The sequence below is a fragment of the Kaistia sp. SLG-1 genome, assembly GCF_059699055.1.
Genome location: NZ_AP048544.1, coordinates 659381 through 685207, shown reverse-complemented (window position 1 = coordinate 685207; position 25827 = coordinate 659381). Strand labels below are relative to the sequence as shown.

Here is a 25827-nt window from a genome sequence, read left to right as displayed (position 1 = left end):
GGGCGGAGGGTCCGTGGGGACGCGCGACGCCCGTGCGCCGCGCGAAGGTCTCAGCGTGAAGTGTCGAGGCGCTGTCCGGAGGAGGCGTTGACCCGCCACCAGCCGGCGATGGCATGGCGCGGCCGGTGCGACGGCAGCACTTCGTGCGGGATCTCCTCCGACATCATCAGCACGACGCGCCCCGCCTGCGGCACGATTTCGGCCGCCGGCGCGCCGTCATCCTCGGGTCCCGACCAGAGCCGGAGCGCGCCGCCATAGTCCGCCTGCCAACCCTCGTCGAGATAGGCGACCAGCGAGACGACGCGGTTCCTGGTGCCGGCGAGGCTGTCCAGATGCCTGTTGTAGAAGCCGCCGGTCGGATAGGCGATGAAGTTGCACTCGAAATCGAACAGGCCGAGGAAGAGCCGCCGGTTGATGGCGATCCGCAGCTGTTCCGCCACCGCCAGGAAGCGCCGCTCGGCCTCGGTGCCGCCATCGAACCAGCGGATCGCCGCCCGCCTTATGTCGCCGTCGCGCCTGAGCCCGGTGGCGCGGCCGACGCCCGCCGACGCCATGGCGCCGGCGCTTTCCAGGCCCCCGAGCTCGCCTGCGAGCGCCTGTATCAATGCCGGGTCGAACAAGCGATCGACGACGGCAAACCCGTGTTCGGCCAGCGACGCGATCACCGCGTCGCTGGCTGTGCTGTCGAAATCATCGGTCTCCGAAAGCACGTCGCTCACTGGGCGGCCACTCCCGTCCCGATTGGGCAGGAGACGCCCGTGCCGCCGAGGCCGCAATAACCGTCCGGATTCTTGGCCAGATATTGCTGGTGCTCTTCCTCGGCGAAGTAGAAGGGCGGCCGATCAAGGATCTCGGTCGTGATATTCCCGAGCCCCTCGGCCGAAAGCGCGCGCTGATAAGCGTCGCGCGCCGCCTCGGCCCGTTGGCGCTCCGACGCGTTGGCGACGTAGATGCCAGAACGATACTGCGTGCCGACGTCATTGCCCTGGCGCATGCCCTGGGTCGGATCATGGCTCTCGAAGAAGATCGCGAGCAGCTCGTCATAGGAGATAACGGCCGGATCATAAGCGACGAGCACCACCTCGTTGTGGCCGGTCATGCCGGTGCAGACCTCGCGATAGGTCGGGTTCGGCGTCACCCCGGCGGCATAGCCGACGGCGGTGGCCCAGACGCCCTTCGCCTGCCAGAACTTGCGCTCCGCCCCCCAGAAGCAACCGAGGCCGAACAAAGCCGTCTCGATCCCCTGCGGATAGGGTCCGGCGATCGGATGGCCATTGACGAAATGCGCGCCCGGTTCGGTGATCGGCTGCGCGCGGCCGGGCAAGGCCTCGCCCGGCCCGGGCATCCGGGTCTTGCGCGATAGGATGTCGAGGAGATTCATGGGTCGTCTCCTTGTCTTGAGGTATGAGGGTCAGGCAATGACGGACCGGTAGCGCCTGCGGCGACCGGTCAGAAGCAGAAACGCGCCGAGCGCGCCGAGCACGAACCAGGTCGGCAGCGTCAGCAGGAACTGGATGACGGGGGACCAGACCCACGGACCGACATAGGTCTCGATATGGGTGGCGATGGCCGTCTGCAGCGCCGTCAAACTGTCGGGATCGAAGGTGAACCAGGCCTGGCCGAGCGGCGTCACGACCAGCGACGAGGCGGCGATCGACTTGGTTCCGTCGATCACCAGCCCGACGACCGCCCCGGCGAGGGCAAACAGGCCGAGAAGGCGGACGAAGAGCGTGAACATCGCAAGGTCCCTCGTCGCGCGGCGGGCGGTTCCCATCCGGAAAGCGACAAGCCACAGATAATGTTCGCGGGCGATTTCGGCAATGATTGATGAGCCAGCGCCAGAAAGCGGAGGCGGATTTCCGGCCATCCCCGCTTGTTTTCGTCGCAAGCCTTGCAGCCGCCTGCAGCACGTGATACCGCACCGCCTGTCTTGCTAAGCATCGAAGCGCCCGCCGCTTCCCGCTCGTAGGACAGGCGCCGAGCGCGCTGGTACGGAGGGGTGGCCGAGTGGTTGAAGGCGCACGCCTGGAAAGTGTGTATACGGGAAACCGTATCGCGGGTTCGAATCCCGCTCCCTCCGCCATTTACCTCACATGCTATTGATATGATTAGGCTTCTAGGCAGCCTGGCGCATCTGCGTGGCCCGGGAACGGCCGCCGGAATTTCAAAGGTGGCGCTCGCCTGATCCGAATAGACCCGGCTCCGAGGACAGTGGCGCAACGGCGCGCGAACAAGCGGCTGGTTGCTGGCGATGTTGTGCCCCACGCCCCACTGGTTCGCTGACTGCGATCTTCGGGCGCAAGTCATGGCCCGTTTCACGACTTGGGCTTCAGCTTAGATCAAGCTGTAGGGAGCCTGGGTGCTACGGATGATTTCCGCCTCTTCCATGAAGCGCGGATTCGTGAAAACGGCTGGCTCAGGCGTTTGCCGTTCCCGCCGACAGAAGGTCGTGAAACAGTCTATTGGGTCGGCGCAGCCCCAATTGACGACCTCCTGGCAGATGATCTTTCCGCCATGCGACTTAACCGCAGCCGCAACCGTCTCAGCGGATACCGTCTTGCTCCTCGCATGCTGCGGCTCGAACGGCTGCAGGGCGCCAGCATTTGAATGGTGAACGAATGCAACGCCTCGAGGCGACAGTTTTCGCAGGATTTGCGGGACGTAGCTGTCCAAGACCTCAGTATCGGCATGAACCAAAGAATCGAAGGTGAAGACCAGATCGAAAGCTTCGTCAGGCACCTGGCCCAACGTCATTCCATCATTCTGATAAAAGCGAGCATGCTTGGCCTCGGCGAAAATCTCCTGGCAACTCTTGATGCAGACGGGAGACAGATCGATGCCGACGTACTCGCGGCTCAGGGGCAATAGGAACTTCGTCCAACGACCGAAGCCGGGGGCAATCTCAAGGACGCTTTGCGCCGGCAACAGACGATGCAGGCGCGGATAGAGAGATCCGAACCATTGAGGCTCGCTGCCGCCCCATATTTCGGACCACTCCTCGCCCCTGCTTTCCCAATTGTACCAACCGCCCCAATACCCGGAGTTCCATTCGATTTCAGGCATAGAATCCCCCGTACAAATGGTCAATTGCACCCAGATTCACGATGATAGCAACGCCAAGAACAAATAACCACACTTAAAGCAGGAAGTCCGGACATCCAAGAAAATGAAAACTGCCTCTGCACTGACGAGCTATAGGTGTAACTCTGCGTAATGCGCAGAGCGGGCTCGCAAAACGCCGGCGGGCGCAATGGGGAGAGCCAGGATCGCCCTCCCCATCCCTTTGATCAAAGCCTTACGCCTCGGCCGAATACTCGAAGCCGGTGCCGTCTTTGCGGATGCGGCCGAAGCCGGGGAAGGTGATGTGCATGCCGGTGATGAGAACATCGTCGGCGGCAGCCCGATCGAAGATGAAGCGCCGGGCCGCGCGCGCCCGGTCCGGATCGACGTCGGCCTGCGCCGAGATGTCGGGATTGCGGGTCTGCCGCTCGATATCGTGGACGGCGTCGCCCCAGATGATCAGCTGCTCCTTGCCGCCGCCGTCGATCTGGAAGCCGTTATGGCCGGGCGTATGGCCGAAAAGCGGGATCGCTTCGATGCCGGGCACGACCGGGCCCTGCTGGAAGGGCTCGATCCGTCCCGAATAGGCAGCAAAGGCCTCGCGCGCCCAGTCATAGACATTGCGGAAATCGGTCGGCGCCCGTTCGCGCTGCTCGTCGCTCAGCCAGTAATCCAGCTCGTTCTGATGCACGAAGACCTGCGCCTTCGGGAAGATCGGCGCGTTGTCGATGTCGATCAGCCCGTTGGTGTGGTCCGGATGGATGTGGGTGCACAACACCGCGTCGATATCCGCCGGGGTCAGGCCGGCGGCGCCGAGGCTCGACACGAGCTTATTGAGGGTCGGCCCGAGCTTGGCGCCGCCGCCCGTGTCGACGAGAATGTTCTGAGTGGCCGTCTGGACGAGGAAGGCGTTGATGTCGAGATGGAAGGTGGCCTCGCTCGAGGCGGCGGGATCCTCCGACGCGATGAAGGAGGCGGGCAGATCGAAATGGCCGTCATGCAGGGCGGTCACGCGAACGGAGCCGAGCTGGATCGCCCGAGGGCCATAGTCGCCGCCCGTCGTCTCGGAAATATCTCGCGTCGTGTCCGTCATGATCTCGCTCCTTCTGGATCCGGCAGGTCGAGCGACCCGCCAAGGGGGCGAGATAAGTATCAGATGTATACCACGTGTAAATTACGCACCTTATCCGCACCAGGTCACCCGAAGGTGACTTCGAGCGGCGCCGGGCGTTGGCGGATCGGGTTCCTGTCCCGGAAAATCAGCCCGTCGGCTCACGCCACCTCGGCCACGCGCAGGCGATAGGCTTCCTGCGCCGCCCGGACCGCCGGCTGGTAGTCCGCCGACCAGGCCAGCAGCGCGCCGACGGGTTGCTCCAGCGTATAGCCCAGCGGCGTGACGCGATATTCGACGGCGAGCTCGCCCGTCGTCATGACGTGCCGCTCGACCAGCCCGTTCATCTCGAGGCGCTTGAGACAGGTCGCGAGGCTCTTCTGCGAGATCGCCGGCACGGCCCGGCGGATCGCGTTGAAGCGCTGCCTGCCGCCGTCGGTGCAGATCGCGGTGAGGATCAGCACCGTCCACTTGTCGGAAAGCAGGTCGAGCAGCAGGCGCATGGACTCGAGGTCCTGGTTCTTCGCCATTTTTAAGTTGCCTCCGGAGGTGACGCACCGAAGTGCGTCCTTGATGCCAGGTTTCCGAAGGATACTAGCGTGGGCGACCCGCCATCACCAGACGGCGCGCGATCATGCCCGCAAGGCGGCGCCCCGGAACCGGGCGATCAGCTCGCCGATCTTGGCGCGGCTGAAGACGTCGTCGAGGATCAGATGGGCGGCGCCGAACAGCGCGCTGTCGGCATCCGGCTCGGCCAGGACGATGCGGAGATCACGCGTGGCGAGCGGCAGGCAGCGCTGGTAGATCAGCTCGCGAATGCCAGAGAGCAGGATCTCGCCGCCGCGCGCCAGCGTCCCGCCGACGACGATCAGGCTCGGATTGATGATGCTGACGACATCCGAGGCGACCTCGCCGATCGTCCGCCCGGCCTTGCGCAGCAGCATGATCGCCTCCGGCGTCTGGCTCTCGACCAGCCGGATGACGTCGCGGGCGTTCTCGGCCGGAAAGCCGAGCCGCGACAGGTCGCGGGCGATCGCCCAGCCGGCCGCCCGCGCCTCGACGCAGCCGAACTTGCCGCAGCGGCAGAGCGGCGCGTCGTCGGAAAGGAACTGTATGTGGCCAATGTCGCCCGCCGCCCCCTGCGCGCCGCGAAACACCCTGCCGCTGGCGATGAAGCCGCTGCCGATGCCGGTGCCCGCCTTGATGAACAGCATGTCGTCGACACCGGGAAAATTGTGTCGGTACTCGTAGAGCGTCATCAGGTTCACGTCGTTCTCGACATAGACGGGAACGCCCAGTGCCCCCTGCAGGCGCGCGATGATGTCGTACTCGTCCCAGCCCGACAGGACCGAGGGGCCGACGACCCGCCCGCGCTTGAAATCGACCGGCGTCGGCAGGCTCAGCCCGACGCCGAGCAGGACGCCATGGCTCGCCTTCGCCTCCTGCGACAGCCGGTCCAGCTCGGCCGCCATCCGCCCGAGGGTTGCGGCGGGGCCGTCGGCGACGCTGAACGGGATCGTGCTCTGGAGGATGACGGCCGGCGTCAGATCCATCGCGGCGAGGTGGATATGCGTCTCGCCGATATTCGCGACCAGCAGGAACGCGGCCGTTTCGTTGACGGCGAGGACGCGGGTCGGCCGGCCGCCGCTCGGCAGCGTCCGGGAGGTTTCGCGCACCAGGCCGGCGGCGAGCAGCGCGCCCAGCCGCTGCGTGACTGTGACGCGGGAGAGCCCGGAGGCGGCGAGCAGATCCGAACGCGACGTCGCCGCGCGCGAGGCGACCAGCGACAGGATTTCTCCCGCATTGGCCAGCGCGGACAGATCCGATGACGTCGCGTCCTTCAGCATTCCAAGCTCCTGTTTCCAGCAGAGCTTTACCGGCAAACGCGAAAGAGATGAAGCGGAAACCGAAGCCGTACACAGCACTTATGTTCAATAATTTACATTATTGACCGATTTAAAGAAAACATCTTATCTAAGTGGAGATCGGAGAGCCGGATCGAAGATGCGGCGTCGACCGCCAATCGCCAGCGAAAGTGCCAGCCCGATGTTGCAGGATAGGGTCCCGAGGAACGAGTGGAAGCCGCGCCCGCTCATCCGGACAGGCAGGGTGGGCCGATGACGCGCGCCTATCTCATCGGGCTCGACTACGGCTCGGAATCGGCGCGTGGCGTGTTGATCGACGCCGCCAGCGGACAGCAGGTCGAAAGCCATGTCCACGCCTATCGCCACGGGATCCTGACGCGGACGCTGCCGGACAGCACGCCGCTGCCACGCGGCTTTGCCCTGCAGGTCGCGGCGGATTATCTCGAGGCGGCGGCGGATATCCTGACCGTGCTCGGCGGCGGGCGGCAGATCCTCTCCATCGGCGCCGGCTTCACCGCGAGTTCGCCCCTGCCGGCGACGGAAGCGGGGACGCCGCTGTCGGAGATCCATCCCGGCGATCCGCATGCCTATGTGAAGCTCTGGAAGCATCGCGCGGCGCAGCCCTATGCCGACGCCATCAACCGGGCGGGCGGCGATTTCCTGGCCAATTTCGGCGGCAAGCTCTCCGGCGAATGGCTGCTCGCCAAGGCGGCGCAGATCGAGGCCGAGGCGCCGGCGATCTGGGCCGAGACGGGTCGCTTCATCGAGGGCGGCGACTGGCTCGTCTGGCAACTGACCGGCGTCGAGGCGCGCGGCCTCGGCTTCGCCGCCTACAAGGCGCAGTATTCCACCGAGGCCGGCTATCCCTCCGGCGTGGTGGCGGGGCTTGCGCCGAAACTGGCGCCGCCGCTCGCGGCCGGCGCCGCTGCCGGCGCGCTGACCGGGGGTTGGCGCCAGAAGACCGGCATCGAAGGGCCGGCGGTCGTCAGCGTCGCGACGATCGATTCCCATGTCGTGCTGCCGGCGATCCAGGCGGTCTCCACCGGCTGCCTCGTCGGCGCGCTCGGAACCTCGGCCGCCTATCTCCTGCTCAGCGACGATTTCCGTCCCCTGCCCTCAGGCATCGAGGGCGTGGCGAAAGACGGCGCGGTGCGCGGATTGTGGTGCTACGAGGCCGGCCAGGCGAGCTTCGGCGATACGTTGAGCTGGTTCGTGAAAACGTTTCCGCGCGGCGCCAGCGAGGCGGAGAGTTTTGCAGCCTACAATCGCGAGGCGGCGGCGCTCGCCCCGGCCGCCAATTCCCTCCTCGCCCTCGACTGGTGGAACGGCAACCGCGTGCCGTTCGCCGATTCCGAGCTCACCGGGCTGCTGCTCGGCCTCTCGATGGAGACGACCGCCGTCGACATCTACCGGGCGCTGATGGAGGCGCTCTGCCACGGCGCGCGCAACGTCGTCGACCGGTTCGAGGCCGCCGGCTTCGCGATCGAGCGGATCCTGATGACCAGCGGCCTGGCGCGCAACAATCCGGAGCTGGTGGCGATCCTCGCCGACATCCTCGAACGCACGATCGAGGTGCCGGAGATCGACCATCCAACCGCCGTCGGCGCGGCGATCCATGGCGCAGTCGCGGCTGGAATCGTCGGGAGCTTCCAGGAGGGCGCGGCGCGGTTCGGCGCGCGCGATTTCAAGACCTATGAGCCCCGCGCGGCGAACGCGACGGCCCATCGCGCGCTCTATCGGCACTACCAAAACCTCAGCGCCGATCCGGTGCTGCATGAGGCGATGCACGACCTCGGCCGCCTCGCGGCGACGCGGTCCGGCGAGCCCTCCGGCCGCTAATTAATTAAGATCAGAAATATACAAAAGACGACAACGCGTGTTTGACTTTATCCAAAATGGATGAATTAATCCCCGTCAGCCTTTGAGGAGAAAGGCCGGGAACGAGAAGCGAAAAGCTCCGGTTCAACGCAAATCTGGGAGGATTGCATGAATTCCAATCGTCATCGCACGTCGCCTTTGTCCGCGCTCAAGGCCGGACTGAAGGTCACGATCTTCGGCCTCGCGCTCAGCGGCGCCGCCATGCAGGCCGCCTCGGCCGAGGAGGTCATCGTCGGCCTCGTCACCAAGACCGAGGTGAACCCGTTCTTCGTCAAGATGCGCCAGGCCGCCGAGGAGCAGGCCAAGGCCAAGAACGTCAAGCTGATCGCCCGCGCCGGCAAGTTCGACGGCGACAATGAGGGCCAGGTCGCCGCGATCGAGGATCTGATCAGCGCCGGCGCCAAGGGCATCCTGGTCACGCCGAACAATTCCTCCGGCATGCTCAACATCATCAAGAAGGCGCGCGACGCCGGCGTTCTGGTGATCGCGCTCGACACCGCCACCGATCCGGCCGACGCCGTCGATGCGACGTTCGCCACCGACAACTTCCAGGCCGGCGTGCAGCAGGGCGCCTATGCCCGCAAGGCGATGGGCGACAAGAAGGCCGTCGTCGCCATGCTCGACGGCACGCCGGGCGGCACCGTCGACACGTTCCGCCATGACGGCTACCTGAAGGGCTTCGGCATCGCCGAGGGCGATCCCTCGATCGCCGGCGCCGCCATCACCAATGGCGCGCAGGACAAGGGCCAGGTCGGCATGGAGAATCTGCTCTCCAAGAATGGCGACATCAACGCCGTCTACACGATCAACGAGCCGGCCGCAGCCGGCGCCTTCGCCGCGCTGAAATCTTTCGGCAAGGAAGATGCGGTGATGCTGACCTCGATCGACGGCGGCTGCGCCGGCGTGCGCGACGTCAAGGACGGCAAGATTGCCGCCACCGTCATGCAGTTCCCCTACAAGATGGCGGCCATGGGCGTCGACGCCGTCGCCGAATACGCCGCCTCCGGCAAGAAGCCGAGCGGCTTCGTCGATACCGGCTCCTTCCTGATCACCGACAAGCCGGTGGACGGGATCGAGTCCAAGGACACCGCCTGGGGCCTCGAGAACTGCTGGGGCGACTGACGACTTCGAGCGGCTCGGCGTTTCCCTGGAACCGCCGGGCCGCTCCAATGCCTTGTTTGGCCGCGTTTTCTTCGCGAACCGGAATCCATTTCGCTTGAAAGCGCTCTGATCTCCCGGCCGGGCCTCCGGCGGATGCCGCCTCGCGCGGCGGACGGACGGCCAGGCCCGGCCGGGAGATCCCAAGGTTTGCTTACCCGTCAGGCTTGAGGTTCAGATGACTGCTTCTTCCGCGACCGCGGCCACGCCGCGCGCCGGGCTGATGGCGCGCATCGTCGGCACGCCCTCCGTGGGCCCGCTCCTGGTGCTGCTCGTCTTCGGCACCATCTTCGCGCTGACCAATCCACGCTTTCTCGCCAGCCAGAACCTCTCGATCATCCTGCAGCAGACGGTGATCATCGGCACGCTGGCGATCGGCCAGACGCTGATCATCCTGACGGCCGGCATCGATCTCGCCGTCGGCGCCATCGCCGTGCTGGGCACGATCATCGCCGGCAAGCTGGTAGCAAACGGCTATGATCCCGTCCTCTCCATGGCCTTCGCCGTGCTCGTCTGCACCGCGGCCGGCGCCGCGGCGGGCGGGCTGATCAGCGGCCTGAAGCTGCCGCCCTTCATCGTCACGCTCGGCATTCTCGGCATCCTGACCGCCGCGCTCAGGCTGATCTCAGCCGGCGGCGCCTTCCCGGTCCGCGACGCGTTCCTCGGCTGGACCGGCAACAGCGTCAAGCCGTTCGGCTTCGTCATCACCTATGGCGTGATGATCATGCTGCTCCTCTACGCCGTCGTCTGGTATCTCCTGAACGAGACGAAGTGGGGCCGGCACGTCTATGCCATCGGCAACAATCCGGAAGCCGCCCGCCTCGTCGGCATCCCGGTGCGCCGTCATCTGCTCTCGGTCTATGTGCTCGCCGGCCTGCTCTATGGCATCGGTGCCTGGCTGGCGCTGGGGCGCATCCCGAACGCCGACCCCAATTCGCTGCAGACCGCCAATCTCGATTCGATCACCGCGGTGGTGATCGGCGGCACGAGCCTGTTCGGCGGGCGCGGCGGCCTGGTCGGCACGCTGATCGGCGCGCTGATCGTCGGCGTGCTGCGCAACGGCCTCACCCTCGCCGGCATCGATCCGCTCTGGCAGGATCTCGTCACCGGCGTCCTCGTCATCGTCGCGGTCGCGCTCGACCAGATGTCCCGCAGGAGGCGCTGATGTCGCTCGCTCCAGCCACCCGTGACGCCACCCGAGGCGAAGTCGTCCTCGAAGCGCGCAACATCACCAAACACTACGGCCATCTGGTCGCGCTCGACGGCGTCGATTTCGAGCTGCGCGCCGGCGAGATCCTCGCCGTCGTCGGCGACAACGGCGCCGGCAAGTCGACGCTGATCAAGGCGCTGACCGGCGCCGTGCGTCCCGACAGCGGCGAAATCCTGCTCGACGGCCAGCCGGTGCACTTCAAGGGCCCCCTCGACGCCCGGCAGCGCGGCATCGAGACGGTCTACCAGGACCTCGCCGTCGCGCCGGCGCTCGACATCGCCAGCAATCTGTTCCTCGGCCGCGAGCGCCGCCGCGCGGGAATCATGGGCACCCTCTTCCGCCGCCTCGACAAGCCCGGCATGCGCGCCGAGGCGGAGCGCAGCATGGCGGAGCTCAAGTTCCGGCTACCCTCGATCAACAGCCCCGTCGAAACGCTCTCGGGCGGCCAGCGGCAGGGCGTCGCCGTCGCCCGCGCCGCCGTCTTTGCCCGCAAGCTCGTCATCATGGACGAACCGACGGCGGCGCTCGGCGTGCGCGAGACCGGCCAGGTGCTGGAGCTGATCAAGACGATCCGCGATCGCGGCCTGCCGGTCGTGCTGATCAGCCACAACATGCCGAACGTCTTCGAGCTGGCCGACCGGATCCACATCATGCGGCTCGGCCGGCGGGCGGGAGTGGTCAGTCCCAAGACCCACTCCATGGCCGATGTCGTCGCGATCATGACCGGAGCGGTCGAACTCTAGTTCACCGATCCCGGCGACGCCGGGCGAACACCTCGTTCCATCCCACCCTCACCGCGTGAACCGGCACTCCGTTTCACGTGAACCCTCCACTCGTCCATTTCGCCGGGCGCGTCGCGCCTCCATCCGAACCGGGAGACTTCCATGTTCCGCCTTGACCAGAAGCTGGAGCGCATCCGCTCCGGCAACTACAGCCGCAGCGACTTCATCCTTGCCGACGCCAAGGACGGCGACATGGGCCCCAGCATCACTTCCTGCGGGCCGAAGCGCGAGAAGGACGGCAGCTGGACCCGCCACTACACCAGGGCGGAATTCCTCGAAAACATCCGCGCCGTGGTCGAGCAGGACATCGTCGACGTCATGCTGACGTCGGCGTCCAACATGGAAACGCTGATCGACATGGGCGTCTACCGCGGCAGCGCGATCAAGCCCGCCATCCGCGCCAACGACACGACGGACGTCTGGGTCGGCCGCGGCGCCAGCTACGTCAAGCACCCCTCGCGCGCCTTCCGCACCGCCTCGCTGCCGCGCGTCACCACCGGCTCGATCGATCCCGCCCCCGGCGCGCCCATCACCGGCACCGATCTCGGCCTCTATTCGATCACCTTCAACAACGACCTCGAGCACGACATGGCGGCGCTGGAGGCCTTCACCGACTTCCGCGACGACGCCGCCCGCAACAACTTCAAGTACTTCCTCGAGGTGTTCAACCCGAACGTCGCCAGCGGCGTCGATCCCGAGATCCTGCCGCACTACATCAACGACTGCATCATGCGCTGCCTCGCCGGCGTGATGAAGGCCGACCGGCCGCGCTTCCTGAAGATCGCCTATAACGGCCCGAAGGCGTTGGAAGAGCTGGCTTCCTACGATAGCAGCATCGTCGTCGGCATTCTCGGTGGCGGCGCGGGCACCACGCGCGACTGCTTCGAGCTGCTCTCGCAAGCGGAACGCTACGGCGCCCGGGTCGCCCTGTTCGGCCGCAAGATCAACCTCGCCGAAGACCCGCTGGCGATGATCACTTTCATGCGCGCGGTCACGGATGGCGCGCTGCAGCCGATCGAGGCGGTCAAGGCCTATCACGGCAGCCTGCAGAAGAGCGGCATCACCCCGTTGCGCGACCTCGCGACCGACAGCGAGATCACGGAAAAGCCCCTCAAGGCAGGCTAGGAACCATGTCCGAACATCGCCGGGGTATCGTGACCGGGGGCACCTGGTGCGTCGACTACAATCGGGTCGTGACGCACTGGCCCGAGGAAGACGGCATGGCCGAGATCGTCGGCGAGGAGCGCCATGGCGGCGGCTCGGCCTGCAACCTGGCGATCGACATCAAGCGCCTGGACCCGGCTATGCCGATCGACACGATCGGCGTGGTCGGGAGCGACGAGGCGGGGCACTACCTCGTCTCGCTCGCGGAAGAATTCGACATCGGCACGGAGCAGCTGACGGTGACCGACGCCATGGGCACGCAGTTCTGCGATGCCTATGTCTCGCGGATCACCCACCGCCGCACGCATGTCTACAGCGTCGGCGCGGCGACGCTACTGACGCCCGAGCAGTTCGACTTCTCCGCGACCCGCGCGCGTTTCCTGCATCTCGGCCTTCCCGGCGTGCACCGCCAGCTCGACGCTCCCCATGGCAGCGACGAAAGCGGCTGGGTGACCGTGCTGAAAAAGGCGCGCGCGGCCGGGCTCCAGACCAATCTGGAGCTCGCAAGCATCGAGCGGGAACGACTGCTCGCGCTCACCCTGCCCTGCCTGCCGCATCTCGATTTCATCATCGTCAACGATCATGAGATCGGCGCACTGGCCGGCATGGCGACCGTCCAGCACGGGGTGACCGACATCGCCGCCTGCGAGCGGGCGGCGCGAGCGGTGCTGGAAAATGGCGCGATGTCGGTTGTCGTCGTTCACTGCCCCGCCGTCGCCATCGCGGTCAGCCGCGACGGCCAGCGACTGATCAAGCCGTCCGTCGCCATCCCGCCGGAGCTTGTCGTCGGCGCCAATGGCGCGGGCGACGCCTTCGCCGCCGGCATGCTCTACGGCCTGCACGAGGCCTGGCCGCTGGAAGACTGCGTCCGCCTCGCCCATGCGGCCGCGGCGGCGTCGCTGCGCAGCGTTTCCACCACGGTCACGGTCGAGAGCTGGCGGCAATGCCTGGATCTCGCGCGGGACTGGGGATGGCGATCGGAGCCGGCGGGGCACAGGCTGGAAGCCTGATCCGCAGCCCGCGCCAAGTTCGGCGCGGGCGCCTGAGCAGGCCGCCTGCCCCTAGCGCAATCCGGCCAGCGCGGCGTCGAAGTCGGCGACGATATCCTCCGCCGTCTCCAGGCCGACGGAGACGCGGATCAGATTGTCGGCCAATCCCAGCTTCTCGCGCTCCTCCTTCGGATAGGTCGAGTGCGTCATGCTGGCGGGGTGCTGCACCAGCGTCTCGGCGTCGCCGAGGCTGACGGCGATCGTCGACAGCTGCAGGCGATTGCAGAGCTTCGCCGCCCGGTCGTAATCGCCGTCGACATAGAAGCCGATGAGGCCGCCATAGCCGGACATCTGGCGGCTGGCGATCGCGTGCCCCTTCGCCGTGGTGAGGCCCGGATAGATCACCTCGGCGATCGCCGGATGCCGGGAAAGCCTATCCGCCAGCGTCAGGGCAGACGAGGAATGCCGCTCCATCCGGAGCTCCAGCGTCTTCAGGCCGCGCAGGATGAGATGCGCCGTCAGCGGCGCCATCGTCGCGCCGGTCATGACGCGGAGGCCGATCTGGCGGATCTGCTTCACATGCGCTTCGCTGCCGGCGACGATCCCGGCGATGAGGTCGCCATGGCCGCCCAGATATTTTGTGGCCGAGTGCAGGACGAGATCGGCGCCCTGTTCGAGCGGGCGCTGCAGATAGGGCGTCGCGAAGGTGTTGTCGACAATCGAGAGCGCCCCATACCGGTGCGCCAGCGCCGAAACGGCTTCGATGTCGACGATATCCAGCATCGGGTTGGCGGGCGTCTCGAAATAGACCGCCTTGAAGGCGCCCTCGGCCGCCGCGGCTTCCAGCTCGCCGGGCTCCGTCATGTCGATCAGGCGGATGTCGAAGCCGAAGCGATCGCGCAGATGGCCGAAGAAGGCGAACGAATTGCCGTAGAGCCGGCTGTGCACGAGGATGCGGTCGCCCTGCTGGAACAGCGAGAAGAAGGTCGCCGAGATCGCACTCATCCCCGACGCCGTGGCGACAGCCGCCTCGGCGCCCTCCAGACTCGCCAGCCGGCTTTCCAACACCGTCTGCGTCGGGTTCTTCGTCCGGCCGTAGATGTAGGCATTGCGTTCGCCGCGAAAGGCGGCGCCGCCGTCCTCGACGGTGTCGAAGGCATAGGTCGACGTCATGAACACGGGCGGAACCAGCGCCCCCTGCTCGTCCTTCGGATCGTAGCCCTCATGGATGGCCCGCGTGGCAAAGCCCGGTCGGTTCGAAGGGGGTGTCTTGGACATGCAGTCGCTCTTTCAGTTCAACGTCATGGCGATCGCGTTCATGGCGATCGCGCGAGGCCTTCGGCCGCGCCGACCCGGTTATTCGGGGCGGGAATGGATGGGATCGACCCAGTAGACCGCCTCGGGCTTCTCGACCGGATCGACATCCGTGATGTTGACGACGACGGCCTCGTTGTCCGAGCGGACGAGCACGCATTCGAGCACGTTGTCCGGATCGGCGTTGATCTCCTGATGCGGGACATAGGGGGGAACGAAGATGAAGTCGCCGGGCCCTGCCTCGGCGACATATTCGAGCCGATCGCCCCAGCGCATCCGCGCCTTGCCGCGGAGGACGAAGATCACGCTCTCCAGCGCGCCGTGGTGATGCACGCCGGTCTTGGCGTTCGGCTCGATGGCGACGGTTCCCGCCCAGATCTTCTGCGCGCCGACGCGGGCGTGATTGATCGCCGCCTGCCGGTACATCCCCGGCGTCTGCGCCGTGTTCGGGTCCAGCTGATCGCCCTTAATGACGCGTACACCGTCATGCTTCCACCGCTCCGCGTGGCCGTGATCGTGGTCGTGCGTGTGATCGTGGTCGTGGTGATCGCTCATGGTCGTGCCTCGGGTTCGGATGAAACGGGATGGCGGGCGGCCTTGCGAAAGATCGCCGACGCCCTGGCGCCGAAAGCCTGGATCGGCGCGGCGAGATCGCCCGGCGCGGCCGCATGGCAGAGCCACAGATCGGCGCGCAGCGAGAAATCGCTCACCGGGATCGCGACGAGGTTGGCGCGATGCGGGCCGGAGCGCCGCCATCCGATTCAGCAATCATCGCCCGTCCGCCCCGTTATTCTACGCCATACTTAGATTCTCGGCTCCATCTTGTCGTGGACGGAATAATTCCGAGCTGCGGCTTTGACGAACGCAATTTCCACGGCGACGCCCAATCCGGGAATTCTCCGCCGCCGGTCCGGATCGCGAGACGGGGACGAGCAGGCGACCGAGTCCTCTGTCGCCTGCGCCTCCTTGTGGACGTTGCCACGCCTTGCCGCCTTCGCGGAGCGGCGGCGTGGCACCTCCAGGAAATGCGTCAGGTTCCCAGGCGCTTCGCAGCGGCTTCGGCGGCGAGGCGGGCCTGGCCGTCCATCCATTTGCGGCTCTGCCGCGCCGCCGCCAGCCGTTCCGGACCCGCCTCCTGCGGCGTGCCGTTGGCGAAGGGCGGCTCCGGCGCATATTCGATCGTCAGCTGCACCCGCCGGGCCGCTTCCTCGCCCTTCATCAGGGCCGCCAATGTCAACGCGAAGTCGATCCCCGCCGTCACGCCGCCGCCCGTCATCCGGTTGCGATCCCGCACCACGCGCTGGTCGACATGACGCGCGCCCATGAGCGGAAGCAGATCGGCGACGGCCCAATGCGCGGTCGCGTCATAGCCCTTGAGCAGGCCGGCGGCGCCGAGAACCAGCGCCCCGGTGCAGACGCTGGTCACCCACTTCGCCCGCGCGCCGCGATCGGCGAGGAAGGCGAGCACCTCGGGATCGTTCATGCAGTCGACCGAGCCCAGCGTGCCGCCCGGCACGAACAGGATGTCGAGATCCGCGGGGCATTCGTCAAAACTCTGCGTCGCCGCGAGCGGAATGCCGACATCGGTGGAGACGGGCGACTTGTCCTTCCAGACGAGCTGCACGTCGAAACGCAGGATCTTGAACACGGTCATCGGCCCGATGAGGTCGAGCGCCACCATCTTCGGGTGCACCAGCATCGCCACCTTCGGCGCGTCCGGCGGCGTCTCCATCATCGAACGCATATGGGCGGCGCCGGCCTGCGGTTCCGCCGCGTTTGCCGGGGCGGCCGCCGAGGCAGCGAGAAGGGTTCCGAGCGCGAGCAGCGTCCGGCGGTCGAGATTGTCCGTCATGATATTTCTCTTTGACTGGGGGATGCGAGAACGGCTCGGTCTTCGCCGACCGGAAGCCGGGACGACGCGCAGCGAACCCCGCCGGCGAAAAGCCAGTGTCGGCGGCGTGTCTCACCGCCGGAGCTTTAGGGGTTCAGTGCCGATCGGGGCATTCGCGAGCATAGGCGCGGCGAGGATGCAGCCTCGCCCGCGCCTGCCTGTCAGACGACGGCAGGCGGCGCTCGGGGATTGCCGGTCTTGCCGTCGCGGGCGGGCAGGAACAGCTGTGTCCGGGAAGGGACGAAGGTCGCGCTCTCGCGGTCTCGCCAGACAAAGGCGCCCGCCAGTGCCCCTTGCGGCGTCAGCGCGGGCGCGAACATGCTGCAACTGACCGTGCAGCAATCCGGCATCTTGTGAGGATTGGCGGTGTCGTCTCCGGCGGGCTCAGCCGGGTTCGCGGTGCAGATGATGCTGCCGAGCGCGTCGCGGAGGACGGGGGGCGAGACGCTTCCCAGCGCATAGGCGCTGAAGAGCGATTGCATCACGAGCGCATAGGCGACGACGGCCCATGCGACCCACGATCCCGCGCCTCGTCGTCCCCTGCTCACTCGATTTCCGCCCCTCGGTGACAAGCCTGCCTAGCATCGGCGCCTGTCATCCATAAGGGTCGGATCGTTTCATGCGGCGTTATGTCAGGCAGGTCGCGCCGACCGCCCGAACGGCCCCCGCGAGCTTCGCGAGAGCCGCTTGTGGCTCCGGCCCGCCGGCGCCCTACGCGCTGACCGCCTCGGTGAGCGTCGGATAGTCGACATAGCCCTGGGCGCCGCCGCCATAGAAGCTGGCATTGTCGGGCTTGTTCAAGGCAGCGCCGGACTTCAGCCGCTCGACGAAATCCGGCGTCGAGAGCACGAACTGACCATAGGCTTCGAGATCAGCGATGCCCGACTTCACGTCCGAACCGACGTCCTCGAGCTTGCGGCCGGGCCGATTGAGGATCAGCGCCTGGTCCCAGAGCGAGCGGATATCCGCCAGCAGCGCCTCGTTGCCGAGATGCAGGAGGTGGACATAGGCGAGCCCGAGCTTGTTCAGCTCGCTGACGAGATAGCGATAGAGGTCGGGGGCCTCCGCGCCTTCGTCCAAGCCGCCGAACGTCGCGCCGGGGGAGAGGCGGATGCCGACGCGGTCGGCGCCGATCTCCGCGGCGACCGCCGTGGCCACTTCGATCGCGAAACGGGCGCGGTTCTGCAGGCTGCCGCCATAGCTGTCGGTGCGCAGATTGGCGTTCGGCGCCAGGAACTGCTGCACCAGATAGCCATTGGCGCCGTGGATCTCGACACCATCCGCGCCGGCGTCGACTGCATGGCGGGCGGCGTTGCGGAAATCGTCGACCGTCTGCCGGACTTCCTCGATCGTCAGCGCGCGCGGCTCCGGGATCGACTGCATGCCGGTCGGCGTGAAGATCTCGCCGCCGGGCTGCACGGCGGAGGGGGCGACGGCCTGCCGGTGATGCGGCGTGTTGTCGGGATGCGACGTCCGTCCGGCATGCATCAGCTGGATGAACAGGCGCGATCCCTTGGCGTGGATGGCCGAGGCGATCTTCTTCCAGCCCTCGACATGGGCGTCGGTGTAGATGCCCGGCGTCGTCAGATAGCCCTGGCCATCGGCGGAAGGCTGCGTCCCCTCCGCGATGATCAGGCCGAGGCCGGCGCGCTGCTCGTAATATTGAGCGGCGAGCGCGCCGGGCGTGCCGTCGGCTTCTGCCCGGCTCCGCGTCATCGGCGCCATCGCCAGACGGTTCGCGATGTCGATGGAGCCAATCCTGGCCGGGGTCCAGATGTCGGACATTGCTGCGCGTTCCTTGCTTTTTCGGGGCGAGAGGCGGCGAGCTTCGCCGGGTCTCGGAATGAATTGGCATGCGGGACGGGAGGCTTCCCCCGGTCCGTCACGACAGCTAGTGTTTCATTCCGGCCGGCAATAGGCGGGCATCTGGAACAGGTTGGTCCGAAAATGGAACAGATGGATCTCGAAGCGGTCCGGCTCTTCGTCGCGGTGGCGCGGCAGGGCGGGCTCAACGCGGCGAGCCGCGAGACGGGCATTCCCAAGGCGACGATGTCCCGGCGCATCCGGCAGCTGGAGGCGAGCCTCGGCACGCTGCTGCTGGAGCGCAGCGGCCGCCGGATGCGGATGACCGACGACGGGAGGCGGCTCTTCGATCGGGCCGCGCCGCTTCTGGCCGACCTCGCCTCGGCCGGCGCCGAGATCAGCGCGCGCGACGGCGAAGTCCGGGGCACGCTGCGCGTCAGCGTCCCCGCTTTGCTGGCCCGGTCCGGCATCGGCGCCTTCGCCACCGCCTTCGTGAAGCGATATCCGCAGGTTAAGCTGGAGATCGACGTCGACGACCGCTTCGTCGATCCGGTCGCTGAGGGCTATGATCTCGTCGTCCGCGCCAACCCCGCCGCCGATTCCGACCTGGTGGGCAAATGCTTCCTGCGCACCGACGTCGAACTGGCGGCCGCTCCGGAAATCCCCCTGCCTACCGGACAGAACGAGGTCGTCGACGCGGTCATCCTGACGGCGACCGGCGGCCAGGATTCGTGGACCGTGTTGAACGAAGGAGGGCCACTTACCGTCCTCCCCCACGAAACGATTCGGTGCTCCTCGATGATGCTCGTCTATGACGCCGTGCTCTCCGGCGCGGGCGCCGCGCTGCTGCCCGCCTGGCTGATCGAGCCTGACCTGAAGGAGGGCCGGCTGCGCGCCTGGGGAAGGGTTCCCAATCGCCACATGGAGGCATGGGTCCTGCACACGCCGGCCCATCTCAGTCGCCCCAAGATCCGCGCTTTTGTCGATGCCCTGGTCGAGGCTTATCGCAGCGGGGGCAACCGGGGCTGAGCCTCCGCCACGCATCGTCCCGACGCATGGGTCGCGGCGGTGGCGACAGTCCCCGTTCGGCCTGACGGCAGCCCCGGCGGCGCCCTGCCCCGGATCCGCGTCGCACCCCGCCGGGCGGCGATCCCAACGGCTCCCATCCGCGCGTTACCGAAACGGTTCGGTATTGACAGCTTCGACTGCCATCGATATCATTTTATACTGAAACGTTTCATCGCAAGGGAGGGCGATGTGGCGCGAATGCGGGTTTTGACCATCCAAGGCATCGCCGCGACCGGCAGCGTTCGACATGGCTCCGGCTTGCCAGCCGGCCGGCGGACGCGCCTCCCCTCCCAGATGAGCTCCTCAGCCTCTAACGCCCGCCCTGAACCATGGGCTGGCGCGCGACCCTGATCACCCCCGATGAGCCGCCCTGACGGACAGGGCCGGCCGACATCTGCCTGGAGACCACACGTGGAAATCGCATACCAGCTCTACACCTCGCGGAAAGCCCTTCCCCTGACGGGCCAGTTCCCGTTCCTGAAGAGCATCGGCTACGACCATATCGAGGTGTGGCCCGGCGCCTACAAGGAAGACCCGAAGGGCTTCCGCCGCGCCCTCGACGAGGCCGGCCTCGACGCGCCGAGCGTCTTCATCGCCGATCCCGGCGAGGCGGACGACCTGCAGGAATGGATCGCGGCGGCGCAGATCCTCGGCGGAAAGACGATCGTCCGCCCGGGCCTCGCCCCGGCCAATCGCCCCGCGGAAGCGGACGGCTGGAAGCGCCTCGCCGAGCGGCTCTCGAAGGAGGCCGAGATCGCCCGCGCCGCCGGCTTGAACTTTGCCTGGCACAATCACGATTTCGAATTCCAGCCGCTCGCGGACGGATCGCGGCCCATCGACCTGATTGTCGGCCATTCCGACCCGCTCGTCCGCCTCGAGCTCGATTGCGGCTGGGTGTTCCAGGCCGGCGGCGACATCGAGACCGAGCTGAAGCGCTTCGCCGATCGCATCATCGCCATCCACGCCAAGGACGCGGCGCCGCTCGGGACGGTCGAGGAAGACGGCTGGCTGGCGCATGGCGACGGCGTGATCGACTGGGTCGCCCTGCTGCCCGCCATCGAGGCGAGCAACGCCAAGCTCGCCGTGGTCGAGCATGACGAGCCGGCCGACTGGGAATATGTCGCCAAGCGCTCCTACGAGAGCCTGGCGCAGCTGTTCGGCGGCCGCTGATGCAGGGCGTCGTCGGCCTCGCGCACATCGCCATCAAGGTCAAGGAAGAGGCGCGAACCCTCGCCTTCTACCGCGACGGGCTGGGATTCCCGGAGATGTTCCGCCTGAACCACGAGGACGGCCGCCTCTGGCTCGCCTATCTACGGATCAGCGACACGCAGTATCTCGAGGTGTTTCCCGAGGCGGAGGGCGAACAGGCGTCGAGGCCGGGGACGAACGGCATTGATCACATCTGCCTGCAGGTCGAGGGGATCGACGCGGTGGCCGAACGCGTGAAGGCGAACGGCATCGCGCTCTGCCGCTGGACGCAGACGCCGGACGGACCGGCGCTCCTGCCGGACCCGGACGCGGCGCCCGTCCTCGGCCAGGACGGCAACCGGCAGTTCTGGATCAAGGATCCGGACGGCATTCGCATCGAGTTCATGGAGATGGCCGAAGGCAGCCTCCAGGACCAGGCGATCCGCCGGCTGGCGCAGAATGCAAGCTGAGCTCCCTGGCCTGCCGTCCGTTTCTCCGGCAGGCCGCCCTGCCGGCCGCGTTCCCTCCCAGGGACGCGGCCGGTTTGGCTTTCGAGCTCTCGCCAGCGCGGCGCCCTTACGCCTTCGGCGGCGGCGCGCAGCTGCGTCCCGTGATGAATTTCGGCACGAAGATCTTTTCGCGCGGCGGGATCGGTTCGGGACCCCGGTGCTGGATGCGATCGAGCAGGAAGCTCGCTGCCGCCTGGCCGATTTCCGCAATCGGCTGCACCACGACGGTGAGCTGTGGATGGATGACGTTGCCCCAGGGGACGCTGTCGATCGTGGCGAGCGAAATGTCCTCGGGGCAATTGAAGCTCAGATCGTTGATGGCCTGCAGCGCCCCGAGCGCCATCAGGCTATTCGCCGCGACGATCGCGGTCGGACGATCCGGGCGGGTGAGCAGGCGCATCGTCTGGTCGTAGGCGACGTCGCCGCTGTATTGGCCGTCCACGATCAGCGATTCGTCGGGTTCCACACCCGCCGCGACGAGCGTGTCACGGAAGCCCTTCTTGCGCTGCTCGGACGTCCAAAGCCCGCTGCTTCCGGCGATGTGCGCGATCCGGCGATGGCCGAGGCGGAGCAGATGCTGGGTCAGCATCGACGTGGCGAGCTGATTGTCGATGCCGACGAAGTCGGTATTCAGCGCCTCGATCTTGTGGTCGATCGCGACCAATGGCGTCTTCAGCGTCGCCAGGAACTGCAAATGCTCGCCACTCGGCAGATGTGGTGAGATGATGATGCCGCCGACACGCTGGCCGGTAAGGGCATCGATGATCGCCCGCTCGCGCTGCGGATCCGTCTTGGTTTCCGACAGGGTGACGAGATGATGGTGTTCGAGGGCGGTGTCCTCGATACCGGCCATCAGATCGCCGAACCAGGGGTTCTGCATCGAGCCGATCACCACGCCGATCAGCCGCGATCGGCCGGCCTTCAGGCTCTGCGCCACCGGATTGGGCGTGTAGCCCACGGCCTCGGCGGCGTCCGTGATCCGCTTCAGCGTCTCGGCGGTGACCTGGGAACTGTCCCGAAGCGCCACCGACACCGTCGAAATGGACACGCTGGCCAACTTCGCCACGTCTCGAATGGTCGCCATCTACCGAACCGTTTCTGTGAATTCTTCGTGAAGGAGGATACTCGCCGCCATTCGGCGCCGCAACCTCACTTTCATAACGATTTTCGCGCCTTGATGCAGATCAAATCCGGCACCGTAGATTGAAATGACTCTTGACTCCGACGCCCACTCATTAGACAACCGAAACGGTTCGGCGATCTGAGGAGAAAATCGTCGAGCGGAGGAGCAGAAGCCGGTGACGAACCGGTTCTGCAGTGATCGAACACCACGCCGTCGCGCCCCTCCGGGGCGCCCCGGTTCTCGGGCAGGAACGACATGCGCTTTCGCCAGGTCACTCCGGACTTCCAACCGCATCCGAACACGCCGCCGATCGGCGAAGTGTTCGGCGCGATGGACCTGTCCGCGTGGTCGGACCGGGCGCCGGTTCGCCAGCCGGCCGAGCCCGATCGCGATAGAATCCGTCCCCTGCACGCGACCCCTGCCCTGCGGGGAACCGGGCGCGGCGTGGCCGTCCGGCTCGCCAGGATCTCCCATGCAAAGGGCCGATCCGTGCATCGCGCGCCATCCGGGGCCGAACCCGCCATCGCGAGGAAAGCGGCGCGGCCGGCGTTCGGGATCCCCGAGTTCACCGGCCACCCGATGGTCCCAATTTCTGAGTGAAGCCCCAGTGAAGGGGACGAATTTCTGCCGCGCTCAAAGGAGGAATTGAGCATGAATGAATCGTCGATACCCCCGCGTTCCATCAACCGCAGAACCTTTCTCGGCGGCACCGCGGCGGCGGCCACGGCGCTGACCCTCGGCATCCAGAAGTCCTGGGCCCAGTCCGGTGACAAGCTCAAGTTCTGGGACATGGTCTGGGGCACCGGCCAGGGCTATACCGATGCCGCCCGCGGCATCACCAACGCCTACAAGCCGGCCGAGGGCCTGCTGGGCGTCGAGTATCAGTCGATCCCCTGGGCGAGCTGGTACCAGACCTTCACCGCCGCCGGCGCCGCCAACACCACGCCCGCCGTCAGCTCCGGAGCGGCCTATCTGCCGTTCTACTTCATGGAGCAGGGCAAGATGGCGCCGGCCGACGATCTGCTGGCGCAGCTGAAGAAGGACGGCAAGGACGACTTCCTGCCCGGCCTGATCGACGCGCTGCAGACCAAGAACGGCCTCGCCGCCGTGCCGTGGTCGATCGACCTGCGCGTGCTCTGGTATCGCAAGTCGATCCTCGAAAAGGTCGGCGCCGAGGTTCCGACCGACTGGCAGAGCTACATCAAGGCCGGCGAGGCGCTGCAGAAGGCAGGCTATGTCGGCTTCGCGACCTCCGGCTTCGGCTTCCACAACATCGCGTCGGTGATGCTCAACAATGGCGGCGGCCTGTTCAACGAGGATGGCGCGCCGGACTGCGTCATCGATCGCAATATCGAGTCGATCGACTTCCTGCATGAGCTCGTCGCCAAGGAGATCATCGATCCCTATGCGATCGGCTACGACTATTCCGCCAATGTCGTGCCGGACTGGGCCAGCGGCCACATCGCCATGGGCTTCGAGCAGGTCGGCCTGCCCGGCAAGATGCCGGCCGACGTCGCCGCGGACCTGGTGGTCGCCTCGCCGCCGACCAGCGTCAGCGGCAACAAGGGCGCGGCCTACTGGGTCAACCCGCTGATGATGTTCAAGACCACGCCGTCGCAGCCGTCGTCGGAAGCTTTCCTGGCTCACTATCTCGACAATCTGCACGTGTTCTGGGAGCAGGGCGTGTGTTCCGACCTGCCGACGAAGAAGAGCATCACCGACCTGCCGCTGTTCCAGAACGATCCGAACCTCGCCCGGTCGATCAATGAATGGCAGCCGATCGGCAAGACCATCGCCGCCCGCTCCAAATACCCGTTCGGCGCGCTCAACGCCGTCGATGGCGGCTCGGCCATGATCAACATGCTGCAGCGGATCCTGCAGGGCGAGAAGAATTCCAAGGCGTTGCTCGAGGAACTCCAGGCGGGCCTCGTCAAGGTCATGAAGACGTAATGAAGATCCGGCCGGAGACCGAGGCATGAGTGCCACTGCTCGTAGACAAATTCCGCAACTCGGCCACCGGCTGACCCTGACAGGGCTGGCGCTTCCGGCGCTGATACTGATGGTCGTGGTGAACGCCTATCCGTTGTTCTTCGCGATCATCCAATCGGTGCATGGCGGCAGCCTCATCGCTCCGGGCCCCTTCGTGGGCCTGGAGAACTTCACCGAGGTGCTAACTGGCCAGAGCTTCTGGCGGGCGACCTGGTTCACGCTGGTCTTCACGGCCTGTGGCGTGTTCGGCAGCTGGGCGCTCGGCTTCGCGCTGGCGCTGCAGCTGAAGCCCAATTTCCCGGGCAAGGACGCCTTCAAGGTGCTCCTGCTCTTGCCGTGGATCGTGCCGATCGTCGTGACTGCCATGAGCTGGAACTGGCTGCTGGCCGCGCGCGACAGCGTCCTGCCCAACATCGCCCGCGCGCTCGGCATGGGCAATGTCATGTTCCTCGGCAACCCGACCCTCGCCATGGTCACGGTCTGCGTGTTCAAGGTCTGGATCAGCTATCCGTTCATGATGATGATGTGCGCCGCGGCACTGGAGAGCGTCGAGAGCAACATCTACGAAGCCTCCGCGATCGACGGCGCCGGTAAGTGGCAGCAGTTCCGCCACATCGTCCTGCCGGTCACGGCACGCTCGACCTACATCAGCTGGATCCTGATGGCGGTGTTCTGCGTCAATGATTTCCCGACGATCTACCTGCTGACGCGCGGCGGGCCGCTCGATGCGACGACGTCCCTGATCGTCCTCGCCTACAAGACGACCTTCCTCGACTTCCTGCCCGGCACCGGCATTGCGATCGCCTTCCTCATGACCGCGGTGATGATCGCGCTCTCCATCATCCTGCTGCGCCAGATCCGAAAGTCGAGCCTGCAATGAGTGTGTCCTCCCCTGTCCGCCCCGTCAGCGGAACCCCTCGTCCCTGGCTGCGGTCGCTCGTCACGCTGGTGATCACCGTGGTGCTGCTCTCCCCCATCCTGGTCGTCTTCTGGCTGGCGCTGCGGCCCCCCGTGACCTGGCAGCAGACCGGACCGACGCTCGGCACCTTCTGGTACGTGCTGACGCAGACCGACGTGCTGCGCTGGCTGACGAACAGCGTCCTCGTCAGCCTCGTCTCGACGGTCGCCGCCGTCGCGGTGGCGGCGCCGGCCGGCTATGTGCTGTCCCGCGGCCGGGGCCGGGCCACTTCCGCCTTCTCGCTCTTCATCTTCGTGCTGCAGAGCCTGCCGGCGGTCGCCTTCATCATCCCGCTCTTCATCATGTTCGCGAATATCGGCCTGGCGGATACGCTTACCGGCGTCTCGATCGTCTATGTCGCCTCGTCGATCGCGGTCGGCTGCTGGATGATGACGGCCTATTTCGACAGCCTGCCCGTCACCCTCGAGGAGGCGGCCTGGATCGACGGCGCGTCGGTGTTCGGCGGCTTCGTTCGGATCATCCTGCCGAACTCCCTGCCCGGCATCCTGTCGACGTCGCTCTTCACCTTCCTGCATTCCTGGAACGACTACATCGTCGCTTCCGTGTTCCTGCGCTCGGACCGCGCCTTCACGCTGCCGATCGGACTGCAGACCTTCTTCCAGCAGAACCTTACGGACTGGGGACCGGTGATGGCCTGCGCGGTCATCATGCTCGCCCCGCCCGTGATCCTGTTCGCCGTCCTCAATCGCTACTTCAGCATTGGCGGCATCGGCGGCTCTTTGGCCGGCCGCTAGTCCCTCTCGGAG

General features: G+C 66.5%; 27 protein-coding genes and 1 tRNA gene. 14 read left to right on the top strand and 14 right to left on the bottom strand.

Going from position 1 to position 25827, the window contains the following annotated elements; all coding sequences use genetic code 11:
- Positions 1-50 precede the first annotated feature (50 nt).
- Genes AC6HZP_RS03095 through AC6HZP_RS03085 form a run of 3 tightly spaced genes read right to left on the bottom strand, consistent with a single transcriptional unit; the run spans position 51 to position 1738 of the window.
- Positions 51-719 carry a 2OG-Fe(II) oxygenase gene (locus AC6HZP_RS03095; RefSeq protein ID WP_497525353.1) on the bottom strand — a complete coding sequence of 223 codons (669 nt, stop codon included), beginning with the start codon at positions 717-719 and terminating at the stop codon, positions 51-53.
- Positions 716-1381 (bottom strand): peptide-methionine (S)-S-oxide reductase MsrA, encoded by a 666-nt coding sequence (gene msrA / locus AC6HZP_RS03090; RefSeq protein ID WP_497525352.1) that lies wholly within the window; start codon positions 1379-1381, stop codon positions 716-718. The genes AC6HZP_RS03095 and msrA overlap by 4 nt, the downstream gene beginning before the upstream one ends.
- Positions 1382-1411: 30 nt before the next feature.
- On the bottom strand, positions 1412-1738 hold the full coding sequence (locus AC6HZP_RS03085) for a hypothetical protein (protein ID WP_497525351.1): 327 nt from the start codon (positions 1736-1738) through the stop codon (positions 1412-1414).
- A 255-nt stretch (positions 1739-1993) separates the two neighbouring features.
- Between AC6HZP_RS03085 and AC6HZP_RS03080 the strand changes: the two genes are divergently transcribed.
- A tRNA-Ser gene (locus AC6HZP_RS03080) sits at positions 1994-2083 on the top strand.
- Between the two features lie 251 nt (positions 2084-2334).
- On the opposite strand, the gene AC6HZP_RS03075 is transcribed toward AC6HZP_RS03080, so the two are convergent.
- The 4 genes from AC6HZP_RS03075 to AC6HZP_RS03060 all read right to left on the bottom strand — a co-directional run bounded on the left by AC6HZP_RS03075 (position 2335) and on the right by AC6HZP_RS03060 (position 6018).
- Positions 2335-3063: a class I SAM-dependent methyltransferase gene (locus AC6HZP_RS03075; RefSeq protein ID WP_497525350.1), complete on the bottom strand. Its 729-nt coding sequence runs from the start codon at positions 3061-3063 to the stop codon at positions 2335-2337.
- A 232-nt stretch (positions 3064-3295) separates the two neighbouring features.
- A complete protein-coding gene (locus AC6HZP_RS03070; protein WP_497525349.1) occupies positions 3296-4153 on the bottom strand; it encodes an MBL fold metallo-hydrolase in 858 nt (285 codons plus the stop codon).
- Positions 4154-4332: 179 nt separating this feature from the next.
- Positions 4333-4701: a winged helix-turn-helix transcriptional regulator gene (locus tag AC6HZP_RS03065; protein ID WP_497525348.1), complete on the bottom strand. Its 369-nt coding sequence runs from the start codon at positions 4699-4701 to the stop codon at positions 4333-4335.
- Positions 4702-4803: 102 nt separating this feature from the next.
- Positions 4804-6018, bottom strand: a complete 1215-nt coding sequence (locus tag AC6HZP_RS03060) for an ROK family protein (protein ID WP_497525347.1) — start codon at positions 6016-6018, stop codon at positions 4804-4806.
- A 270-nt stretch (positions 6019-6288) separates the two neighbouring features.
- Here AC6HZP_RS03060 and AC6HZP_RS03055 point away from each other — a divergent pair, with 270 nt between their 5' ends.
- The 6 genes from AC6HZP_RS03055 (at position 6289) to AC6HZP_RS03030 (ending at position 13238) form a co-directional block, all read left to right on the top strand.
- Positions 6289-7875: an FGGY-family carbohydrate kinase gene (locus AC6HZP_RS03055; RefSeq protein WP_497525346.1), complete on the top strand. Its 1587-nt coding sequence runs from the start codon at positions 6289-6291 to the stop codon at positions 7873-7875.
- 147 nt (positions 7876-8022) lie between these two features.
- Positions 8023-9036: a substrate-binding domain-containing protein gene (locus tag AC6HZP_RS03050; protein WP_497525345.1), complete on the top strand. Its 1014-nt coding sequence runs from the start codon at positions 8023-8025 to the stop codon at positions 9034-9036.
- A gap of 214 nt (positions 9037-9250) precedes the next feature.
- A complete protein-coding gene (locus AC6HZP_RS03045; protein WP_201402176.1) occupies positions 9251-10237 on the top strand; it encodes an ABC transporter permease in 987 nt (328 codons plus the stop codon).
- Positions 10237-11025, top strand: coding sequence for an ATP-binding cassette domain-containing protein (locus AC6HZP_RS03040; protein ID WP_497525344.1), 789 nt, complete (start codon positions 10237-10239; stop codon positions 11023-11025). The genes AC6HZP_RS03045 and AC6HZP_RS03040 overlap by 1 nt, the downstream gene beginning before the upstream one ends.
- 141 nt (positions 11026-11166) lie before the next feature.
- Positions 11167-12189, top strand: coding sequence for a beta/alpha barrel domain-containing protein (locus tag AC6HZP_RS03035; protein WP_497525343.1), 1023 nt, complete (start codon positions 11167-11169; stop codon positions 12187-12189).
- Between the two features lie 5 nt (positions 12190-12194).
- Entirely contained in the window at positions 12195-13238 is a 1044-nt protein-coding gene (locus tag AC6HZP_RS03030; RefSeq protein WP_497525342.1) for a carbohydrate kinase family protein, read from the top strand.
- Between the two features lie 51 nt (positions 13239-13289).
- On the opposite strand, the gene AC6HZP_RS03025 is transcribed toward AC6HZP_RS03030, so the two are convergent.
- The 6 genes from AC6HZP_RS03025 to AC6HZP_RS03000 form a co-directional block, all read right to left on the bottom strand.
- Positions 13290-14495: a trans-sulfuration enzyme family protein gene (locus AC6HZP_RS03025; protein ID WP_497525341.1), complete on the bottom strand. Its 1206-nt coding sequence runs from the start codon at positions 14493-14495 to the stop codon at positions 13290-13292.
- Positions 14496-14573: 78 nt separating this feature from the next.
- Positions 14574-15086, bottom strand: coding sequence for a cupin domain-containing protein (locus tag AC6HZP_RS03020; RefSeq protein WP_497525340.1), 513 nt, complete (start codon positions 15084-15086; stop codon positions 14574-14576).
- Complete coding sequence (locus tag AC6HZP_RS03015; RefSeq protein ID WP_497525339.1) at positions 15083-15241, bottom strand: hypothetical protein; 159 nt, start codon at positions 15239-15241, stop codon at positions 15083-15085. The genes AC6HZP_RS03020 and AC6HZP_RS03015 overlap by 4 nt, the downstream gene beginning before the upstream one ends.
- A gap of 320 nt (positions 15242-15561) precedes the next feature.
- Positions 15562-16383 (bottom strand): DJ-1/PfpI family protein, encoded by an 822-nt coding sequence (locus AC6HZP_RS03010; RefSeq protein ID WP_497525338.1) that lies wholly within the window; start codon positions 16381-16383, stop codon positions 15562-15564.
- Positions 16384-16583: 200 nt separating this feature from the next.
- Positions 16584-16904: a hypothetical protein gene (locus AC6HZP_RS03005; protein WP_497525337.1), complete on the bottom strand. Its 321-nt coding sequence runs from the start codon at positions 16902-16904 to the stop codon at positions 16584-16586.
- Positions 16905-17133: 229 nt separating this feature from the next.
- Positions 17134-18207 (bottom strand): alkene reductase, encoded by a 1074-nt coding sequence (locus tag AC6HZP_RS03000; RefSeq protein ID WP_497525336.1) that lies wholly within the window; start codon positions 18205-18207, stop codon positions 17134-17136.
- Between the two features lie 162 nt (positions 18208-18369).
- On the opposite strand from AC6HZP_RS03000, the gene AC6HZP_RS02995 reads away from it, so the two are divergent.
- The 3 genes from AC6HZP_RS02995 (at position 18370) to AC6HZP_RS02985 (ending at position 20951) form a co-directional block, all read left to right on the top strand.
- A complete protein-coding gene (locus AC6HZP_RS02995) occupies positions 18370-19254 on the top strand; it encodes a LysR family transcriptional regulator (RefSeq protein ID WP_497525335.1) in 885 nt (294 codons plus the stop codon).
- A 450-nt stretch (positions 19255-19704) separates the two neighbouring features.
- Positions 19705-20463, top strand: a complete 759-nt coding sequence (locus tag AC6HZP_RS02990; RefSeq protein ID WP_244669759.1) for a sugar phosphate isomerase/epimerase family protein — start codon at positions 19705-19707, stop codon at positions 20461-20463.
- Complete coding sequence (locus tag AC6HZP_RS02985) at positions 20463-20951, top strand: VOC family protein (protein ID WP_497525334.1); 489 nt, start codon at positions 20463-20465, stop codon at positions 20949-20951. The genes AC6HZP_RS02990 and AC6HZP_RS02985 overlap by 1 nt, the downstream gene beginning before the upstream one ends.
- A gap of 106 nt (positions 20952-21057) precedes the next feature.
- On the opposite strand, the gene AC6HZP_RS02980 is transcribed toward AC6HZP_RS02985, so the two are convergent.
- Positions 21058-22074 carry a LacI family DNA-binding transcriptional regulator gene (locus tag AC6HZP_RS02980; RefSeq protein WP_497525333.1) on the bottom strand — a complete coding sequence of 339 codons (1017 nt, stop codon included), beginning with the start codon at positions 22072-22074 and terminating at the stop codon, positions 21058-21060.
- 294 nt (positions 22075-22368) lie between these two features.
- On the opposite strand from AC6HZP_RS02980, the gene AC6HZP_RS02975 reads away from it, so the two are divergent.
- The 4 genes from AC6HZP_RS02975 to AC6HZP_RS02960 are packed head-to-tail and all read left to right on the top strand — an operon-like array spanning position 22369 to position 25815.
- On the top strand, positions 22369-22713 hold the full coding sequence (locus AC6HZP_RS02975) for a hypothetical protein (RefSeq protein WP_497525332.1): 345 nt from the start codon (positions 22369-22371) through the stop codon (positions 22711-22713).
- A 51-nt stretch (positions 22714-22764) separates the two neighbouring features.
- A complete protein-coding gene (locus AC6HZP_RS02970; protein ID WP_201404285.1) occupies positions 22765-24063 on the top strand; it encodes an ABC transporter substrate-binding protein in 1299 nt (432 codons plus the stop codon).
- A 25-nt stretch (positions 24064-24088) separates the two neighbouring features.
- Complete coding sequence (locus AC6HZP_RS02965) at positions 24089-24982, top strand: carbohydrate ABC transporter permease (protein WP_497525331.1); 894 nt, start codon at positions 24089-24091, stop codon at positions 24980-24982.
- Positions 24979-25815, top strand: coding sequence for a carbohydrate ABC transporter permease (locus tag AC6HZP_RS02960; protein ID WP_497525330.1), 837 nt, complete (start codon positions 24979-24981; stop codon positions 25813-25815). The genes AC6HZP_RS02965 and AC6HZP_RS02960 overlap by 4 nt, the downstream gene beginning before the upstream one ends.
- Positions 25816-25827: the final 12 nt, after the last annotated feature.

What these genes read in the sequence shown, in the direction of transcription:
- msrA (WP_497525352.1), bottom strand. Translation starts at nt 1,381, where the DNA reads ATGAATCTCCTCGACATCCTATCGCGCAAGACCCGGATGCCCGGGCCG.
- AC6HZP_RS03055 (WP_497525346.1), top strand. Translation starts at nt 6,289, where the DNA reads ATGACGCGCGCCTATCTCATCGGGCTCGACTACGGCTCGGAATCGGCG.
- AC6HZP_RS03075 (WP_497525350.1), bottom strand. Translation starts at nt 3,063, where the DNA reads ATGCCTGAAATCGAATGGAACTCCGGGTATTGGGGCGGTTGGTACAAT.
- AC6HZP_RS03045 (WP_201402176.1), top strand. Translation starts at nt 9,251, where the DNA reads ATGACTGCTTCTTCCGCGACCGCGGCCACGCCGCGCGCCGGGCTGATG.
- AC6HZP_RS02975 (WP_497525332.1), top strand. Translation starts at nt 22,369, where the DNA reads ATGCGCTTTCGCCAGGTCACTCCGGACTTCCAACCGCATCCGAACACG.
- AC6HZP_RS03010 (WP_497525338.1), bottom strand. Translation starts at nt 16,383, where the DNA reads ATGACGGACAATCTCGACCGCCGGACGCTGCTCGCGCTCGGAACCCTT.
- AC6HZP_RS03085 (WP_497525351.1), bottom strand. Translation starts at nt 1,738, where the DNA reads ATGTTCACGCTCTTCGTCCGCCTTCTCGGCCTGTTTGCCCTCGCCGGG.
- AC6HZP_RS03030 (WP_497525342.1), top strand. Translation starts at nt 12,195, where the DNA reads ATGTCCGAACATCGCCGGGGTATCGTGACCGGGGGCACCTGGTGCGTC.
- AC6HZP_RS03040 (WP_497525344.1), top strand. Translation starts at nt 10,237, where the DNA reads ATGTCGCTCGCTCCAGCCACCCGTGACGCCACCCGAGGCGAAGTCGTC.
- AC6HZP_RS02985 (WP_497525334.1), top strand. Translation starts at nt 20,463, where the DNA reads ATGCAGGGCGTCGTCGGCCTCGCGCACATCGCCATCAAGGTCAAGGAA.
- AC6HZP_RS03000 (WP_497525336.1), bottom strand. Translation starts at nt 18,207, where the DNA reads ATGTCCGACATCTGGACCCCGGCCAGGATTGGCTCCATCGACATCGCG.
- AC6HZP_RS03035 (WP_497525343.1), top strand. Translation starts at nt 11,167, where the DNA reads ATGTTCCGCCTTGACCAGAAGCTGGAGCGCATCCGCTCCGGCAACTAC.
- AC6HZP_RS02960 (WP_497525330.1), top strand. Translation starts at nt 24,979, where the DNA reads ATGAGTGTGTCCTCCCCTGTCCGCCCCGTCAGCGGAACCCCTCGTCCC.
- AC6HZP_RS03050 (WP_497525345.1), top strand. Translation starts at nt 8,023, where the DNA reads ATGAATTCCAATCGTCATCGCACGTCGCCTTTGTCCGCGCTCAAGGCC.
- AC6HZP_RS02995 (WP_497525335.1), top strand. Translation starts at nt 18,370, where the DNA reads ATGGAACAGATGGATCTCGAAGCGGTCCGGCTCTTCGTCGCGGTGGCG.
- AC6HZP_RS02965 (WP_497525331.1), top strand. Translation starts at nt 24,089, where the DNA reads ATGAGTGCCACTGCTCGTAGACAAATTCCGCAACTCGGCCACCGGCTG.
- AC6HZP_RS03005 (WP_497525337.1), bottom strand. Translation starts at nt 16,904, where the DNA reads ATGCAATCGCTCTTCAGCGCCTATGCGCTGGGAAGCGTCTCGCCCCCC.
- AC6HZP_RS02980 (WP_497525333.1), bottom strand. Translation starts at nt 22,074, where the DNA reads ATGGCGACCATTCGAGACGTGGCGAAGTTGGCCAGCGTGTCCATTTCG.
- AC6HZP_RS03065 (WP_497525348.1), bottom strand. Translation starts at nt 4,701, where the DNA reads ATGGCGAAGAACCAGGACCTCGAGTCCATGCGCCTGCTGCTCGACCTG.
- AC6HZP_RS03020 (WP_497525340.1), bottom strand. Translation starts at nt 15,086, where the DNA reads ATGAGCGATCACCACGACCACGATCACACGCACGACCACGATCACGGC.
- AC6HZP_RS03060 (WP_497525347.1), bottom strand. Translation starts at nt 6,018, where the DNA reads ATGCTGAAGGACGCGACGTCATCGGATCTGTCCGCGCTGGCCAATGCG.
- AC6HZP_RS03025 (WP_497525341.1), bottom strand. Translation starts at nt 14,495, where the DNA reads ATGTCCAAGACACCCCCTTCGAACCGACCGGGCTTTGCCACGCGGGCC.
- AC6HZP_RS03070 (WP_497525349.1), bottom strand. Translation starts at nt 4,153, where the DNA reads ATGACGGACACGACGCGAGATATTTCCGAGACGACGGGCGGCGACTAT.
- AC6HZP_RS02970 (WP_201404285.1), top strand. Translation starts at nt 22,765, where the DNA reads ATGAATGAATCGTCGATACCCCCGCGTTCCATCAACCGCAGAACCTTT.